Origin of the sequence: Massilia sp., from assembly GCF_031995545.1 — a bacterium.
GTDB lineage: Bacteria > Pseudomonadota > Gammaproteobacteria > Burkholderiales > Burkholderiaceae_D > Telluria.
Genome location: NZ_DAMAGA010000021.1, coordinates 41,850 through 57,207, shown reverse-complemented (window position 1 = coordinate 57,207; position 15,358 = coordinate 41,850). Strand labels below are relative to the sequence as shown.

Sequence of the window (15,358 nt, the reverse complement as noted above, 5' to 3'; positions counted from 1 at the left end):
CTGCAATTTTGCAGGGCCAGAGCCGTCCTCTCCACAGGCTGACACGGTGGAACTCACCGCCGTATGATAAGACTACGCAAGTTTGAATGAGTTCCAAGCTAACTGCTAAGACCCTGCCCTATCCGCTGCTGGCGCCGCTGTTCGCCGATGGCGGCGTGAATGGCCTGAACAGCTTCCCCGGCCTGCCGCCCAAGCTGTTGTTGGGCATCGCCTTGATGGACAATACGGTCGGCCTCCTGATCGACAGCGCCGTGTTCGGGCCTCTGTCGGACGGCTTCGGCCGGCGCCGCGCGCTGCTGCTGACCACGGTCGGGGCAGCGCTCGGTCATTTCCTGACCGCGGTGGCCATGGTCAACAGGGGCATGTGCGCAATGATGACCACGGCCGCGCTGTTCGCCGGCCGCGCCAGCGCGCTCGACGGCCGCCAGCTCGCCAGCTGGTATGCATGTGCGGCGGCGCTGGCGGTGCTGTGCGTGGCGTTCGGAAACCTCGGGATCGGGATCGCCGGCATCGTCCTGTTCGGCGTGCCGCACGCCTTCTACAATACGGCGCTGCAGAGCTGGTCGGCGGACGCCTTCGCCGCGCATGGACAGGGCTCGGTCGTGGCCCTGTTGTCGACCACCTTCTGCGTGGCGAATATCCTGATCGCGCTGGCCGGCGGTCTGTTGAGCCTGATCGACACGCGCCTGGTGCTGGTGCTGGGCGGTTTGCTGGCGCTGCGGGCCTCGGTGGCGCTGCGCCGCTGGCGCCTGCGCAGCGCGCATCCGGGACTGGAGCAGGCCTGAGTGATGCCGCCGGGGCTGCTGCACTGTTGCCTTATTTGCTCGCGGCAGCCTTCGCCACCAGCGCGTCCAGCACCTGCGCGGTCGCCTGCAGCAGCGGCGCCGGGGCTTCGATGCCGGTCGCCTCGGCCACCACATCCGGCGAGGTCATGTATTTGCCGTCGACGATGATGGTCGGGGTGCTGTTGACTTTATAGGCCTGGGCCTGCTGCGCCAGGCGGCGCAGCCTGGTCTGCACGCCGAACGAATTCCATGCTTCCATGAACTTGGCCTTGTCCAGTCCGTTCGACGTGGCCCAGGCGATGATGTCGTCGTCGCGCATCAGGCGCTTGCGCTCGACGTGCACGGCGCGGAACACACGCTCGTGGTATTCGCCCAGCTTGCCCATCGCTTCCAGCGTCAGGAACAGGTGCGCCTCTGGATCGGCCGGACCCTGGAACGGCATGTGGAAGCGGCGCATCACGATGTTGTCGCCCTGTTTTTTCGCCCAGGCGTTCAGGGCCGGCTCCAGCATATTGCAGGCCGGGCAGTGGTATGCGAAGAACTCGATTACCTCGACTTTCTTGCCCACGGTCTGGGCCGGCTGCGGGGTGGCCAGCGTGATGTACTCGGCGCCGCTGCGCGGTGCGGTTGGGGAAGCGTTGGCAAAACCCGTCACCAGGGCGGCGGCAACGAGGGCAAGGCGCAGGGAACGCGGGAAGCGCATGGAAATCCTTTGATGGGGTGGGAAGCGAACAACTTGCAGATTAGCATCGTTGACTCCCATGCGTCCATCTGCCGAAGCGCATGCGGCATGCAAGCACACGGGATGTGCTTGCATGCGCAGATGATGCAGCTGTGGGTGCGGGTAGCTGCGCAGGACGCCTAGCGGCGCGCGTCCGACACTTCCGGGCGTACGTGGGTGACGCCGTACCACAGGTGTTCCCACCAGTGGTCGCGCGAGCTGACGGTGACGAGGCACTTCTTGTCCACGCCGGTATTGAAGACCTGGTCGGGACACATATTGTTGACGAGCGCGTTGCGCTGGTTCTCGGCATTGACCAGAGCGATGCAGAGCCAGATGACGGCCAGTCCGAAGACGGCCGCCAGCGACCAGGCCACGTGGTTCACGTGGCTGGTCTCAAACAGGTCGTCCTCGTTGGGTCGGGACCCTTCGTACATCTTGAGGACTTCGCGTTCGACGTCATTGCTCATTTGCTTGCGGCTGCCTTTGCGACCAGTGCGTCCAGCACCTGGGTGGTTGCCTGCATCAGCTGGCCCATGTCCTGGATCTTGTTAGCCTGCGACACCTGCGATGGCGAGGTCACGAACTTGCCGTCGACGATGATGGTCGGGGTGCCGCTGACCTTGTAGGCGTCGGCCTGCTGCGACAGGCGACGCAGCTTGGTCTGCACGCCGAACGAATTCCACGCTTCCATGAACTTGGCCTTGTCCAGGCCGTTCGAGGTGGCCCAGGCGATGATGTCCTCGTCCTTCATCAGGCGCTTGCGCTCGACGTGCACGGCGCGGAACACGCGGTCATGGTATTCGTTCAGCTTGCCCATGGCGTCGAGGGTCAGGAACAGGTGTGCTTCCGGATCGGCCGGGCCCTGGAACGGCAGGTGGATGCGGCGCATCACGATATTGTCGCCCTGCTTTTTGACCCAGGCGTTCAGGGTTGGTTCCAGCGCGTTGCAGGCCGGGCAGTGGTAAGCGAAGAACTCGACCACTTCGACTTTCTTGCCCACGGTCTGGGTCGGTTGCGGGGTCGCCAGCGTGGTGTATTCGGCGCCGTTACGCGGGTCAGTCGGCGAAGCATTGGCGAAACCGGCAACCAGGGCAGCGGCGACGAGGGCAAAACGCAGGGAACGCATAGGTATCCTTCCACAAATGAGTGAGCAAACGACCGGCAGATTACCATTTTTTGGAGTTCCCCTGCGTGAGAGGCGCTATTTTTTGCATTTGCTTACCGGTGAAACAAAAGCCTCGTGCAAATGCGGCATCGCGTTGCGGCGCCTGCCTCCGGCGAGCGCCTCGGTCCACACTGCGATGATCGGCCTCGCGGCGGGTCCCCGGCAAGGGTCGTCCGGATCGGTTAGCATCGATTCTTTGACGCGTCGCAAGGAGCATTCATGGCCACTCTTCCCACCTATTTCGTCTCGCACGGCGGCGGTCCCTGGCCGTGGATGAGGGAACAGTACGGGCCGGCGTACGACAAGCTGGCCGAGTCGCTGGCGGCGATCCGGCGTGCGGCGGATGCGAGTGGCGCAGTGCGCGCGGTGCTGGTGGTGACCAGCCACTGGGAAACGCCGCAGTTCATGGTCTCTTCCGGCACGGCGCCGGGCATGATCTACGACTATGGCGGTTTTCCGCCGCATACGTACCAGGTGAAATATCCGGCGCCGGGCGAACCGGCCCTGGCGCAGCGCGTGGCCGACCTGTTGAATGCGGCCGGCCATCCCGCCGGGCTCGATCCGGAGCGCGGCTTCGACCATGGCACCTTTTCGATGCTGTATCCGGTGTATCCGGAAGCGCAGATGCCGGTGGTGCAATTGTCGCTGCGGCGCGACCTCGATCCGGCGGCGCACCTGGCGGCGGGACGCGCGCTGGCGCCGCTACGTGACGAAGGTGTCTTGATCATCGGCAGCGGGCTGTCGTTCCACAACCTGCGCCAGTTCGGGCCGAGCGGCAAGATCGCGTCGCATGCCTTCGACGCCTGGCTGCGCGATACGCTGCTCGAACACGATCCGGCGCAGCGCGAGGCGGCGCTGCTGCGCTGGGACACGGCGCCGCAGGCGCGCGCGGCCCATCCGCGCGAGGAGCACCTGATTCCGCTGATGGTGGCGCTCGGGGCAGCCGAACAGGAGCCGGCCGCGTGCGTGTATCACGAAGACGATTTCTTCGGCAGCCTGGCGGTGTCGAGCTTCAGGTTCGGCCAGGCGGCCGGCGGCTGATCAGGTCCCGCGCTTGCCGCGCGCCGCCAGCTCGGCCTTCTCGGCTGCCTTCTCGGCGGCGATGCGCTCTTTCTCGGCCATCTCGGCCGCGTGCGCCGCCAGGCTGGCGGCGCGCGATTCGGGGGTTTCCAGGCTGATACGGCCCAGCGCGCCCTGGCGGTAGTCCTGCAGCAGCGTGTGCGCCGCCTTTTCGTAGTCGTATTCGCCGCCGCGCACGCGGAAGCCGCGCCGCATCGCCACGCCTTCGACCACGTCGACGCCGTCCATGCCCTCGGTCTTGAGGCCATAGCGCGCGGCCAGCAGCTGCGGGTAGCGCTGCAGCAGCAGGCCGCCCAGGTACTCCGCCACTTCTTCCTCGACCAGCGCGTTGGTGCCGATCGCGTGGCTGGCGGCCAGCATCAGGCCGTCGCTCGCCATGGCGATCTTCGGCCACAGCATGCCGGGGGTATCGACCAGCACCACGTTCTTGTTCAGGTACAGGCGCTGCTGGGTCTTGGTCACCGCCGGCTCGTCGCCGACTTTGGCCACACGCTTTTTCAGCAGCGCGTTCATCAGGGTCGATTTGCCGACGTTGGGGATGCCCATGATCATGATGCGCAGCGGCTTGGTCGGCACGCCGCGGTGCGGCGCCAGCGACAGCGCCAGGTCCGGGATGCGCGCCACATCAAGCGGCTTCTTGGTCGTCATCGGGTAGGCCGTGACGCCGTCCTGGGCGTCGTAATACGCTTTCCAGGCCGCGGTGGCGGCCGGATCGGCCAGGTCGATCTTGTTCAGGACCTTCAGGCAGGGGCGCTGGCGGAACTTGCGCAGCTGGTCCACCAGCGGGTTGCAGCTCGCCTCGGGCAGGCGCGCATCCAGGACTTCGATCACCAGATCGATGTTCTCCATCTGCTCGGCCGCTTCCTTCTTGGCCGCGTTCATGTGCCCAGGGAACCATTGTATCGACATGCTATTGCTCTCTTAATCTTGCGTTTAACGTGCTATTTTACGCTGGTGCGGCACTGTCCAGTATCCTCGGCGCCACAATCGCCCTCCCCCACGCGCGTACCGTTGAGCGGTTGCAACACTGTTGACATATTCGGCATGCACACTGGCCGCTTGTCTGCACGGGTCAGCCAGGGAGCCAGGGAAAATGCGCATACGGGAAAAGGTGAAACGGTCGGTGGCCCGCTGGGGCGGCGTGGCGATGCTGTGCTGCGCGATCGTGGCGGCGTCGATGGCCGAGCACTTGCCGTTGTTCGCGGGCTGAGCGGATTGCGGTTGGACGCGTCGGCAGCGCTAGCGCAACCCTGCCTTGTCCTCGCCAGCCGACACGCAAGCACTGGCCGGTAACTCCACGCCCGGATCGAACTGCGCAAGCCTGCCACGCGCCGCACTGCGATCCTTGGCATACTCGGCCAGATAGCGGCTGCGCTCCTCGCTCTGCCATTCGGCGTTCGACATGCCATCCAGCGAGCGCGCCGCGCTGCCGAGCACCTTGCCCTCCAGGCGCGGCAGCAGCAGCCGGTCGGGATCGGCATTCTCGCGCAGCAGGTAGCCGTCGACGTCGCGCAGCACCAGCGGCAACGCCGGCGCGCCGTCGTGCAGCAGCTTGCCGAACACGGTCAGGCGCACTTCCCGCGCCCCCATCCCCAGCAGCTCGTTGAAGGTGGCCAGCGCGAACGGTCGCCCCTCGGCATCGTCGACCCGGCCGCTGACCACGTAGCGTCCCGGCTGGCGCACGTCCAGGCCCAGCATGAACTGCAGCGAACCGTCCTCGCGCGCCTCGCGCCGCTGGCCAGACCACACTGCAGGCAGCGCCGGCGAGTACAGCACGTCGAACAGCACGAAGCCGTCGCGCCCGTTGACGTGGTAGCGCACCTCGGTGCGGATGGTGCCGTGAAAGCCGGCCAGCCCGGTCTGGGCCGGCGTCAGTGCGGCGCTCCAGGCGCCGGCGCCGCCGTCGGCGAAATCGAGCGTCACGCGCGGCGCCGGGCGCTGGGCGCCATAGCTCATGCCCTGCGCCACGGCGCGCATCACCGTCAGCGGCAGCGCCTGGCCGCGCCCATCCACCGCGCGCAGCGACAAGGTGGCGCTCTCGCCGGCGGCCAGGTAGACCCGCGACTGCGTCGTCTGCAGCATCACCGACGGGTCGCTGTCGCCGCCCTCGATCCGCATCGGATTCGACTCCAGCAACGACCGGTTCGGGTACAGCTGGTCGGGATTGTGGCCGGCCGGGCGCGATTCGTGCGGGTAGCGCGAGTTCTGCAGGTAGCTGCAATAGGTGTGGTCGGTGAGGCGCACCTGTTCGATCAGCTGGCGCCGCTGCAGCTCCCTGGCGGCGGGCGGGACTTCGACCGCCGGTATCGGGCCGAAGAACTGCAGCTTGGTCGGCGTCATGGCCGCCACCTGCGGCTGCGGCGCAGCGTCGCGCGCCAGGTACCAGGCCAGCGCCGCCAGCACGGCGCACGCGACGACCGGCCAGATGGCGCGCCTAGTTTGCACTGGCGGCTACCGCGGCGCGCACCACGCCGATGATGCCGGCCCAGTTGCCGTCGCCGTAGTGGTTGTAGTCTTCGCCATCGTCGCGGAACTCGACCGAGTGGTAGCTCCACTTGGTGCTGCCGCCCTGGTTGGCGGCGGTGCCGAGGCGCAGGTCGTCGCACAGCCAGTCGCCCGGATTGCACAGCGAGCGCCCGCCGCTGCCGGCCGCCGCGCCGCTGCTGTGGTAGGCCACCACCTCGTCGTCCTGGCCCGGCAGCAGGAAGGAATACGCGGTGCCGCGCGCGCCGGCGTACATGTAGAACCAGATGTTGCGCGTGGCGTTGTGGTTGTACATGGCGCGCGCGGTGCCGACCTTCAGGTCCTGCACCAGCGGTTCGGAGGTGGTCCAGGCGCCGGCATCGGCGATCTCGGAGCCGCCCGCCGCGCCCGAGGCGACGCGGACCCACTTGATGTTCCAGCCGGTCTGGGTGCCGCCGGCGGCGCCGCAGACGCCCGCCGCGTTCGGCGTGGCGTTCTTGCGCTCGCGCGCCGAGCCGCCGTAGTTGGCCAGCGTGTAGCCGAGCAGCAGGTCGCCGGCGCTGTAGCTGGCGATGTAGCACCAGTTGGCGCCGGTGCAGAAGCAGTCGAGCGCGTCGCGCACGCGGCTGCTCTGCGAGGCGATGCTGCTGCGGCCGTCCCAGTTGACCGCCTTCTTGTTGACGCCGGCCTGCACGGTGTCCGGGCCCCAGTAGCGGAAGTCGTTGTAGTTGCCGGGGGTACCGCCGGCGTTGCGGCCGTTGATCCAGAGGGTGTAGTTGGCGGCTTGGGCGAGGCTTGCGGCGGACAGCAGGCACAGCGTGCACAGGGCGTGTTTCTTGTTCATGGTCGTCTCCTCTACGCATGGCCGGCGCGTGTGATTGCCGGGTTAGCGTTAGTGGCCGCGAGACGATGTTGGGTTCCCGCCGCCGCGAAAACGAAACCGTTTACTCCAATTCCGCCAGCACCTTCACGTGCGCGACCACGCTCCTGCCCAGCGACGACAACTCGTATCCCCCCTCCAGGCAGCTGACGATGCGCCCGCCCGCATGCGCCTTGGCCACCGCCATCACCTGCCGCGTAATCCACGCGTAATCCGCCTCCACCAGCCCGATCCCGCCCATGTCGTCATCGCGGTGTCCGTCGAACCCGGCCGAGATGAAGATCATCTGCGGCCTGAACGCGTTCAACGCCGGCAGCCACTGCTCGCGCACCAGCTGGCGGATCGCGTCGCCGTCGCAGTAGGCCGGCACCGGCAGGTTGACGCGGTTGGGCGTGACCGGCTCGACCTCGCTGTACGGGAAGAACGGATGCTGGAAGAAGCTCGCCATCAGCACGCGCGGATCGTCCCTGAAGGCGTCGGCGGTGCCGTTGCCATGGTGGACGTCGAAGTCGACGATCGCCACCCGCTCCAGCCCGTGCGCCTCGAGCGCGTGGCGCGCGGCGATGGCGACGTTGTTGAACAGGCAGAAGCCCATCGGCTCGGTCGGCGTGGCGTGGTGGCCCGGCGGGCGGACCGAGCAGAAGGCGTTGTCGATGCTGCCGGCGATGACGGCGTCGGTGGCCGCCACCGCGGCGCCGGCCGCGCGCCGCGCCGCCTGGTAGCTGTAGTGATTCAGCGAGGTGTCGCCGTCGAGCGGGTAGTACTCGCCCGGCGTGGCCGGCACCTGGTCGCGCACCAGCGCCAGCGCGCCCGGCGTGTGGTTGCGCAGGATCTGCTCCGGCTCGGCCAGCGGCGCGCTGCGCTGCTCGACCAGGTCCGAGACCCGTGCCAGGATCAGCTGGTCGTCGATCGCCTGCAGGCGCGCCGGGGATTCGGGGTGCCAGCTGCCCATCTCGTGACGCATGCAGTCCGGGTGGCTGTAAATCGCTGTGCTCATGGTGCTCGTGTCTCCGCATGTCATCCAACTCCCCCTGCGGCGCCGTTCTCGCATAGAATTCCCCGACGGCTTGTTGCTTTGCAGCAGGTGGGTTGCCAATGGCGTTAATCTACCATGACGGCAGCACGCTTCGCACGGGCCGCCGCACCGCCGCACAGAGTAACGCCACGAACCAGAAGAACCAGACAACAACCGGAATCGATCCATGTTCAACAAACTGCACGCCGTCGCACGCCAGGTCAACGAAGTCGTGGTCGGCAAGGACCAGCAGGTGCGCCTGGCCCTGACCTGCATGCTGGCCGGCGGCCACCTGCTGCTGGACGACCTGCCCGGCGTCGGCAAGACCACGCTGGCCCATGCGCTGGCGATCTCGCTCGGCCTGAAGTTCAACCGCGTCCAGTTCACCAGCGACCTGCTGCCGGCCGACGTGGCCGGCATTTCGATCTACGAGCGCGAGAAAAGCGAGTTCGTGTTCCACCCCGGCCCGATCTTCACCCAGGTGCTGCTGGCCGACGAGATCAACCGGGCCACGCCCAAGACCCAGTCGGGCCTCTTGGAAGCGATGGAAGAGCGCCAGGTCTCGGCCGACGGCGTCACCCGCCCGCTGCCGCGCCCGTTCTTCGTGATCGCGACCCAGAACCCCGCCAACCAGGTCGGCGTGTTCCCGCTGCCCGAGTCGCAGCTTGACCGCTTCCTGATGTGCCTGACCCTCGGCTATCCGGACGCCGCCGCCGAGCGTGCGCTGCTGATGGGCGAAGACCGGCGCAGCATGCTCAAGACCCTGCAGCCGGCGATGCAGGCGGCCGAACTGTCGGTGGCGCAGCGCGCGCTGAAAGAGATCCACGCCTCGCCATCGCTGGTGACCTACGTCCAGGCGCTGGCCCAGGCCTCGCGCCAGAACGGCCTGTTCGCCGAAGGCCTGTCGCCGCGCGCGGCGCTGGCGCTGCTGCAGGCCGGACGCGCCTGGGCCGCGCTCGAAGGGCGCGACCACGTGCTGCCGGAAGACATCCAGGCGGTGCTGGTGCCGGTCTGCGCGCACCGCCTGCGTCCGCTGCGCGCGGCGCACGGGATGGCGGCGGCCAGCCGCGACCTGGTGCTGCAACTGCAGAAATCGGTCCCGGTCTGATGGCGCAGGGTTTTCGCGGCTGGGTACGGCGCAGCACCGGCGCCTGGCTGCCGCGCGCCGGCAAGTTCGACGCCGCCGAAATCGAGATCAAGAGCCGGCGCGTGTTCATCCTGCCGACCCGGGCCGGCCTGGGCTTCGCGGCGCTGCTGCTGGTGCTGTTGATCGGATCGGTCAATTATTCGCTCGGCCTGGGCTTCGGATTGACGTTCCTGGCGGTGTCGTGCGCGCTGGTGGACATGGTCGCCACTTACCGCAACCTGGCCCACCTGCGCCTGCAGCAGGGCCGCGTGGCGCCGGTGTTCGCCGGCCAGGAAGCGCAGTTCGAACTGCTGCTCACCAACCGCACGCGCCTGGCACGCTACGCCGTGTGGGCCGATTTCTCGAACGTCGCCGAGCCGCGCCACGTGGCCGACATCGCACCCGGCGCCCAGGCCACCATGACGCTGTCGCTGCCGACCGTTGAACGCGGCTGGCTGGCGCCGGCGCGGGTCAAGCTGTTCACCCGCTTTCCGCTCGGCCTGTTCCAGGCCTGGAGCTACTGGCGTCCGGCGGCGCGCGCGCTGGTCTATCCGCGTCCCGAAGACGGCGCCCCGCCGCTGCCGCTGGCCGGCGGCGCGGGCAACAATCCTCGCCCCGGCGGCAACGACGACTTCGCCGGTGTGCGCAGCTACCAGGCCGGCGACTCGCCGCGCCAGATGGCGTGGCGCCAGATCGCGCGCCTCGATCCCGAGATCGGCGGGCAGCTGATGACCAAGCATTTCGAAGGCACCGGCGGCGACCAGCTGGTGCTGGACTTCGACGCCGTCCCCGCCTGGCTCGATGTCGAACTGCGTCTGGCGCGCATGACGCGCTGGGTACTGGACGCCGAAGCGCAAGCCCTGCCCTATGCGTTCCGCCTGGGCGCGGTACGCTATGACGCCGCCAACGGCGCCGCGCACCAGGCCGCGTGCCTGCGCGCGCTGGCTCTGTACGGCAGGGTAGAAGCCCCATGAAAAGCCAGGTGAAACCGGCGACCGCCATGCTGCCGCTGTCGCGCGACAAGGCCGACACCATGCTGCTCCTGGCCAGCGCGGTGCTGGTGCTGGCGCCGCACGCGGCCCACCTGCCGCTGTGGGTGTCGGCACTGTGCGGCGTGACGCTGCTGTGGCGCGCCCTGATCACGCTGCGCGGACGGCGCATGCCGCCGGCGCTGGTGCTGCTGCCGATCGCGGCCGGCGCCATGATCGGTGTCCAGTTCAGTTACGACACCCTGATCGGCAAGGATGCCGGGGTGGCGATGCTGGTGCTGCTGGTGGCTTTCAAGATGCTCGAGATGCACGCGCGGCGCGACCTGTACGTGGTGATCTTCCTGTGCTTCTTCCTGGTGCTGACCAACTTCTTCTACGCCCAGGGCATCGGCACCGCGCTGTTGATGGTGGCCTCGGTGCTGCTGTTGCTGACCGCCCAGATGTCGTTCGCCTTCACCGGCGCGGTGCCGCCGCTGCGCACGCGACTCGGCATGGCGGCGCGCACGCTGGCCTTCGCGGCGCCGCTGGCGGCGCTGCTGTTCGTGGTGTTCCCGCGCATCCAGGGACCGCTGTGGGGCATGCCGGGCAGTTCGGGCTCGGGCAAGTCGGGGCTGTCGGAACAGATGGCGCCCGGCCAGATGTCGAACCTGGCGCTGTCCGAAGAACCGGCCTTCCGCGTGCGCTTCTTCGGCCACGCGCCGGAAAAAGCGCAGCTGTACTGGCGCGGCCCGGTGCTCGACGTATTCGATGGTCTGACCTGGAGCCGCGGCCAGGGCCGCGTCTCGGGCCGCAACCTGCACCTGGCGGTGGGCGAACCGGCGCACGACTACGAAGTGACGCTCGAACCGTCGCAATCGCGCTGGGTGTTCGCGCTCGAGATGGCGGGCGAACTGCCCGAGGTTCCGGGCCACCAGGTGCGGCTGTCGTCGCAGTTCGAACTGACGTCCGACGCGCCGCTCGATGCGCGCCTGCGCTACCGCGCCAGCTCGCACACCGACTATGCGCTGCAGCGCGGCGAGCAGCTCGAGAACGCCGAGCGCTGGCTGCTGCTGCCCTACGGCTTCAATCCGCGTGCGCTGGCCGAAGGGCGTGCGCTGCGCCGGCTGGCCGATCCGGCCGCACGAGTCGAGGCAGTGCTGCGGCGTTTCCGCGAGCAGCCGTTCTCGTACACGCTCGAGCCGCCGCTGCTGGGGCGGCACGCGGTCGACGAATTCATGTACGGCGCGCGTGCCGGCTTTTGCGAGCATTACTCCGGCGCGTTTGTCTTCCTGATGCGCGCCGCCGGGGTGCCGGCGCGCGTGGTGACCGGCTACCAGGGCGGCGAGATCAACCAACTCGACGGCTTCATGACGGTGCGCCAGTCCGACGCCCACGCCTGGGCCGAGGTCTGGCTGGCCGGACGCGGCTGGACCCGGGTCGATCCGACCGCGGCGGTGGCGCCCGAGCGCGTGAACCGCGGCCTTGGCGCGTCGGTACCGCGCCCCGCCCCGTTCGGCATCGACGCGCTGCGCGGCATGAACCCGTTCGGCAGCGATGGCCACGCCTGGCTGGCGCGGCTGCGCGACGCGGTGAATGCCGCGAATAACGGCTGGAACCAGTGGGTGCTGAACTACACGCCGGAGCGCCAGCGCAATGTGGTGCAAGGACTGCAAGACAAGCTGTTCGGCTGGCCTTTTGCCGTCTTGCTAACGCTTGCCTGCGCCACGTTGCTCATCGTTAGATTTTTGCGGCGACGTCGGGAAATTGATCCGGTCGATGCTCTATACTCGACCCTGTGCAAGCGCCTCGGGCAGGCCGGACTGGCCCGGGCCGCGGACGAAAGTCCGAGCGCGTATGCGGCGCGCCTGATGCTCGATGCCAATGCTACAGTCCCTGCTGGCAAGCTGGCGCCGCAGGCACGCGCAGCGGCGCTCGAATTCCTGCGCCGCTACAGCGCCTGGCGCTATGCGCCGCCAAACGCCGATCCCCGATTCACCGCCACGTTGAAAAATCTATTGTCGCAAGTCAGATGAAATTCGTTCCCCTGTTTGCCGCGCTGGCGCTCGCTGCCGCCGCGCATGGCGACGCGTTCGCCGCCACCAAAGACACTCCGCGTTCCTCCAAGGCCAAGGCGGTCGCCAAGACCAAGCCGGTCAAGGCCAAGCGCGCTCCGGCCCGCGTTGCCAAGACCGCGCTGGCTGCCGGCGCGGCAGGCGCCACCGTCGCTGCCGCCACGCCGATCGACGGCGAGCACGTCAACTTCCTGGAGTGGATGCCGGTACGTGAATTCGTCAACGAGATGGTGACCCAGCGCGGCTTCGAGCGCGCCGCGCTCGAGTCGCTGTTCAAACAGGTGCGCTTCGTCGATTCGGCGGTGCAGCTGGTGAAACCGGCGCCGCCGGGCAAGCCAAAGAACTGGCAGGCCTACAGCGCCCGCTTCATCGAGCCGATCCGCATCAACGCCGGCGTGCGTTTCTGGAACGAGAACGCCGAGGCGCTGGCGCGCGCCGAGGCCGCGTATGGCGTGCCGGCCGAGATCATCGTCGGCATCATCGGCATCGAGACCATCTATGGCCGCGACACCGGGCGCTTCCGCGTGGTCGATGCGCTCACCACTCTCGCCTTCGCCTATCCCGAGACCCCGAACCAGGCCGCGCGCAAGGCCTTCTTCCGCGACGAGCTGGCCAACACGCTGGTGCTGTCGCGCGAGCACAATGAAGATCCGTTCTCGCTGCTGGGCTCGTTCGCCGGGGCGGTAGGGATGCCGCAGTTCATGCCGGGCAATATTTTGAAATATGGCGTCGACTTCGACAACAATGGCCACGTCGATCTGCGCGGCTCGAGCCAGGATGCGATCGGCAGCGTCGCCAACTTCCTGGTGCAGCATGGCTGGAATGCTGAACACCGCGGTCCACCGGTGTTTGCGGCCGACGTCTCGCCGACGCGCGCCTGGGAAAGCCTGCTCGATCGCGGCCTGAGCGCGACCCTGCGACCGGAGGAGCTGCGCCAGGCCGGCGTGGTGACCTCGACTGCACTGCCGGCCGACCGTTTATATGGCCTGGTCGACCTGCAGAATGGCGCCGAGCCGACCGAGTACTGGGTGGCCAACGATAATTTCTTTGCTATCACCAAATACAATCGCAGTTATTTCTATGCCATGTCGGTCGTCGAGCTCGGCCGAGCAGTACGTCTGTCACGCGGCAGCTGACCTTTCCAAGCGGGAAAGTTTGTAATCGTTTGTAACACGTTTCCCGCCTGCTCTTCTATTTGTCCTGCATCATCGAGGCGCATACCCCCAGGGGTATGCACCTCATGCTTTCCTCTGTTCTTAGCGGAAATACCACGTTCCCTTCCATACCCCCCGGTTTCTTTCAATTTAGTCAGCAATTTTCGTACCGTGCGGCATCATAATCTTGTGTCCCGTACACTGATGATTAATCAAAAAACAATTATTTAATCAGTGAGTTTATGAGAGAATTGCATTGCGGCTATTGTTGCAGCTAGACAACATCAGTCGTGATCGCGAAGTGATTCCGCCTTGCTCCTGAGTATCGGAATAAAAATAGTTGTACAATTGAATAGAAAATTACGAAATTAAACTTCTGAAATCGAAACGCCGCCCGCGATTTCGCCCAACCCATATAGGAATTTAAATCATGACTAACCAAGTCGGCATTGATATGAACAGCGATTCGGAAGGCGACGAACTGCTGCAGTACAACCCGAACCGTCTGCTCGACACCCTGATCGAGAACCTGCGCCTGAAGAACGACGCCGCCCTGTCGCGCGCTCTGGAAGTGCAACCGCCGGTGATCTCGAAGATCCGCCACCACCGCCTGCCGGTCGGCGCTTCGCTGCTGATCCGCATGCACGAAGTCAGCGACCTGTCGATCCGCGACCTGCGTTACCTGATGGGCGACCGCCGCGCCAAGTTCCGCATCAGCGACAAGCAGTTCAAACCGAAGGAAGGCGCCGTTCCGGCAGCCAAGGACTGATCGCTGCGGCGTCCATTCGGCGCCGGTTGTGCGGTTGGTTTTTCCGTCCCTTGGGACGGTCCACGGCTGCGCCGCGAGCGCCTGCCAGTAGTGCGTGTGCCCGCGCGGGCAGACGAGCCGCCGCATTGGCGGCAGAAACAACAAAGCCGCCCGTGACCCGGGCGGCTTTATTTTTTGGGGATGCAACCGTAGGGTTGGCGGCTTCGCGCCAACCCTACGCAAATCAGGCGGGGAACACGCCGGTCGACAGATAACGGTCGCCGCGGTCGCACACCACGAACACGATGGTCGCGTTCTCCACCGTGTGCGCGATGCGCAGCGCCACTTCGCAGGCGCCCGCAGCCGAGATGCCACCGAAGATGCCTTCTTCGATCGCCAGCCGGCGTGCCATCTGTTCGGCCGCAGCCTGGCTCACGCTCTCGACCTGGTCCACGCGCGCCTTCTCGAAAATCTTCGGCAGGTAGGCTTCCGGCCACTTGCGGATACCCGGAATTGACGAACCTTCTTCCGGCTGGGCGCCGACGATCTGCACCGCCGCGTTCTGTTCCTTCAGATAGCGCGACACGCCCATGATGGTGCCGGTGGTGCCCATGGCGCTCACGAAGTGGGTCACACGGCCTTCGGTGTCGCGCCAGATCTCGGGGCCAGTGGTTTCGTAGTGGGCGCGCGGATTGTCGAAGTTGGCGAACTGGTCGAGGATGATGCCCTGGCCGTCCTTCTGCATCTGCTCGGCCATGTCGCGCGCGTATTCCATGCCGCCCGACTTCGGGGTCAGGATGATCTGGGCGCCGTAGGCGGCCATGCTCTGGCGGCGTTCGACCGACAGGTTATCCGGCATCAGGAGGATCATCTTGTAGCCGCGGATCGCCGCCGCCATCGCCAGCGCGATACCGGTGTTGCCGCTGGTCGCTTCGATCAGCGTGTCGCCACGCTTGATCTGGCCGCGCTCCTCGGCGCCGCGCAGCATCGCCATCGCGGCGCGGTCCTTGACCGAACCGGCCGGGTTGTTGCCCTCGAGCTTGGCCAAGATGATGTTGTTGCGGGCCGCGATCTCGTCACCCGGCAGGCGCTGCAGCTGCACGAGCGGCGTGTTGCCGATCGTGGCTTCGATGGTCATGTATACCATTGCTTTCTCAAACCTTTGCGATACCAAAGCG

The 15,358-nt window shown here is 66.7% G+C and carries 15 protein-coding genes; 7 read left to right on the top strand and 8 right to left on the bottom strand.

All coding sequences use genetic code 11. The annotated features are described in order from the left end of the window. Positions 1–86: 86 nt before the first annotated feature. Complete coding sequence (locus RTQ83_RS15210) at positions 87–785, top strand: hypothetical protein (protein WP_312516293.1); 699 nt, start codon at positions 87–89, stop codon at positions 783–785. Positions 786–816: 31 nt separating this feature from the next. Here the strand turns inward: RTQ83_RS15210 and RTQ83_RS15205 are convergent, their stop codons facing one another. The 3 genes from RTQ83_RS15205 to RTQ83_RS15195 form a co-directional block, all read right to left on the bottom strand. Next, entirely contained in the window at positions 817–1,488 is a 672-nt protein-coding gene (locus tag RTQ83_RS15205) for a thiol:disulfide interchange protein DsbA/DsbL (protein ID WP_312516291.1), read from the bottom strand. Between the two features lie 158 nt (positions 1,489–1,646). Next, complete coding sequence (locus RTQ83_RS15200; RefSeq protein ID WP_312516290.1) at positions 1,647–1,976, bottom strand: hypothetical protein; 330 nt, start codon at positions 1,974–1,976, stop codon at positions 1,647–1,649. Beyond that, a complete protein-coding gene (locus tag RTQ83_RS15195) occupies positions 1,973–2,635 on the bottom strand; it encodes a thiol:disulfide interchange protein DsbA/DsbL (protein ID WP_312516288.1) in 663 nt (220 codons plus the stop codon). The genes RTQ83_RS15200 and RTQ83_RS15195 overlap by 4 nt, the downstream gene beginning before the upstream one ends. 258 nt (positions 2,636–2,893) lie before the next feature. Here RTQ83_RS15195 and RTQ83_RS15190 point away from each other — a divergent pair, with 258 nt between their 5' ends. Beyond that, complete coding sequence (locus RTQ83_RS15190; RefSeq protein WP_312516286.1) at positions 2,894–3,715, top strand: class III extradiol ring-cleavage dioxygenase; 822 nt, start codon at positions 2,894–2,896, stop codon at positions 3,713–3,715. Here RTQ83_RS15190 and ylqF read toward each other — a convergent pair whose 3' ends face one another. From ylqF to RTQ83_RS15170, 4 genes are all read right to left on the bottom strand, one after another. Next, positions 3,716–4,663 (bottom strand): ribosome biogenesis GTPase YlqF, encoded by a 948-nt coding sequence (ylqF, locus tag RTQ83_RS15185; RefSeq protein ID WP_312516284.1) that lies wholly within the window; start codon positions 4,661–4,663, stop codon positions 3,716–3,718. It abuts the gene before it with no gap. Between the two features lie 330 nt (positions 4,664–4,993). Then, positions 4,994–6,199 (bottom strand): hypothetical protein, encoded by a 1,206-nt coding sequence (locus RTQ83_RS15180; RefSeq protein WP_312516282.1) that lies wholly within the window; start codon positions 6,197–6,199, stop codon positions 4,994–4,996. Then, positions 6,189–7,061: a hypothetical protein gene (locus tag RTQ83_RS15175; RefSeq protein ID WP_312516280.1), complete on the bottom strand. Its 873-nt coding sequence runs from the start codon at positions 7,059–7,061 to the stop codon at positions 6,189–6,191. The genes RTQ83_RS15180 and RTQ83_RS15175 overlap by 11 nt, the downstream gene beginning before the upstream one ends. A gap of 100 nt (positions 7,062–7,161) precedes the next feature. Beyond that, complete coding sequence (locus RTQ83_RS15170; protein WP_312516278.1) at positions 7,162–8,094, bottom strand: histone deacetylase family protein; 933 nt, start codon at positions 8,092–8,094, stop codon at positions 7,162–7,164. 205 nt (positions 8,095–8,299) lie between these two features. On the opposite strand from RTQ83_RS15170, the gene RTQ83_RS15165 reads away from it, so the two are divergent. From RTQ83_RS15165 to RTQ83_RS15145, 5 genes are all read left to right on the top strand, one after another. Further along, entirely contained in the window at positions 8,300–9,220 is a 921-nt protein-coding gene (locus RTQ83_RS15165; protein ID WP_312516276.1) for a MoxR family ATPase, read from the top strand. After that, the gene (locus RTQ83_RS15160; RefSeq protein WP_312516274.1) at positions 9,220–10,212 is read left to right on the top strand and encodes a DUF58 domain-containing protein; all 993 of its coding nucleotides are present in this window, start codon (positions 9,220–9,222) and stop codon (positions 10,210–10,212) included. Before RTQ83_RS15165 ends, RTQ83_RS15160 begins: the two co-directional genes overlap by 1 nt. Then, complete coding sequence (locus RTQ83_RS15155) at positions 10,209–12,239, top strand: DUF3488 and transglutaminase-like domain-containing protein (protein WP_312516272.1); 2,031 nt, start codon at positions 10,209–10,211, stop codon at positions 12,237–12,239. Before RTQ83_RS15160 ends, RTQ83_RS15155 begins: the two co-directional genes overlap by 4 nt. Next, positions 12,236–13,414 (top strand): lytic murein transglycosylase B, encoded by a 1,179-nt coding sequence (gene mltB / locus RTQ83_RS15150; RefSeq protein ID WP_312516270.1) that lies wholly within the window; start codon positions 12,236–12,238, stop codon positions 13,412–13,414. Before RTQ83_RS15155 ends, mltB begins: the two co-directional genes overlap by 4 nt. 448 nt (positions 13,415–13,862) lie before the next feature. Then, complete coding sequence (locus tag RTQ83_RS15145) at positions 13,863–14,201, top strand: hypothetical protein (RefSeq protein ID WP_312516267.1); 339 nt, start codon at positions 13,863–13,865, stop codon at positions 14,199–14,201. 223 nt (positions 14,202–14,424) lie between these two features. On the opposite strand, the gene cysM is transcribed toward RTQ83_RS15145, so the two are convergent. After that, positions 14,425–15,327: a cysteine synthase CysM gene (gene cysM, locus RTQ83_RS15140; RefSeq protein WP_312516265.1), complete on the bottom strand. Its 903-nt coding sequence runs from the start codon at positions 15,325–15,327 to the stop codon at positions 14,425–14,427. Between the last annotated feature and the right edge of the window lie 31 nt (positions 15,328–15,358).

What these genes read in the sequence shown, in the direction of transcription:
- mltB (WP_312516270.1), top strand. Translation starts at nt 12,236, where the DNA reads ATGAAATTCGTTCCCCTGTTTGCCGCGCTGGCGCTCGCTGCCGCCGCG.
- RTQ83_RS15145 (WP_312516267.1), top strand. Translation starts at nt 13,863, where the DNA reads ATGACTAACCAAGTCGGCATTGATATGAACAGCGATTCGGAAGGCGAC.
- RTQ83_RS15190 (WP_312516286.1), top strand. Translation starts at nt 2,894, where the DNA reads ATGGCCACTCTTCCCACCTATTTCGTCTCGCACGGCGGCGGTCCCTGG.
- RTQ83_RS15205 (WP_312516291.1), bottom strand. Translation starts at nt 1,488, where the DNA reads ATGCGCTTCCCGCGTTCCCTGCGCCTTGCCCTCGTTGCCGCCGCCCTG.
- RTQ83_RS15170 (WP_312516278.1), bottom strand. Translation starts at nt 8,094, where the DNA reads ATGAGCACAGCGATTTACAGCCACCCGGACTGCATGCGTCACGAGATG.
- RTQ83_RS15165 (WP_312516276.1), top strand. Translation starts at nt 8,300, where the DNA reads ATGTTCAACAAACTGCACGCCGTCGCACGCCAGGTCAACGAAGTCGTG.
- cysM (WP_312516265.1), bottom strand. Translation starts at nt 15,327, where the DNA reads ATGGTATACATGACCATCGAAGCCACGATCGGCAACACGCCGCTCGTG.
- RTQ83_RS15155 (WP_312516272.1), top strand. Translation starts at nt 10,209, where the DNA reads ATGAAAAGCCAGGTGAAACCGGCGACCGCCATGCTGCCGCTGTCGCGC.
- RTQ83_RS15175 (WP_312516280.1), bottom strand. Translation starts at nt 7,061, where the DNA reads ATGAACAAGAAACACGCCCTGTGCACGCTGTGCCTGCTGTCCGCCGCA.
- ylqF (WP_312516284.1), bottom strand. Translation starts at nt 4,663, where the DNA reads ATGTCGATACAATGGTTCCCTGGGCACATGAACGCGGCCAAGAAGGAA.
- RTQ83_RS15210 (WP_312516293.1), top strand. Translation starts at nt 87, where the DNA reads ATGAGTTCCAAGCTAACTGCTAAGACCCTGCCCTATCCGCTGCTGGCG.
- RTQ83_RS15195 (WP_312516288.1), bottom strand. Translation starts at nt 2,635, where the DNA reads ATGCGTTCCCTGCGTTTTGCCCTCGTCGCCGCTGCCCTGGTTGCCGGT.
- RTQ83_RS15160 (WP_312516274.1), top strand. Translation starts at nt 9,220, where the DNA reads ATGGCGCAGGGTTTTCGCGGCTGGGTACGGCGCAGCACCGGCGCCTGG.
- RTQ83_RS15200 (WP_312516290.1), bottom strand. Translation starts at nt 1,976, where the DNA reads ATGAGCAATGACGTCGAACGCGAAGTCCTCAAGATGTACGAAGGGTCC.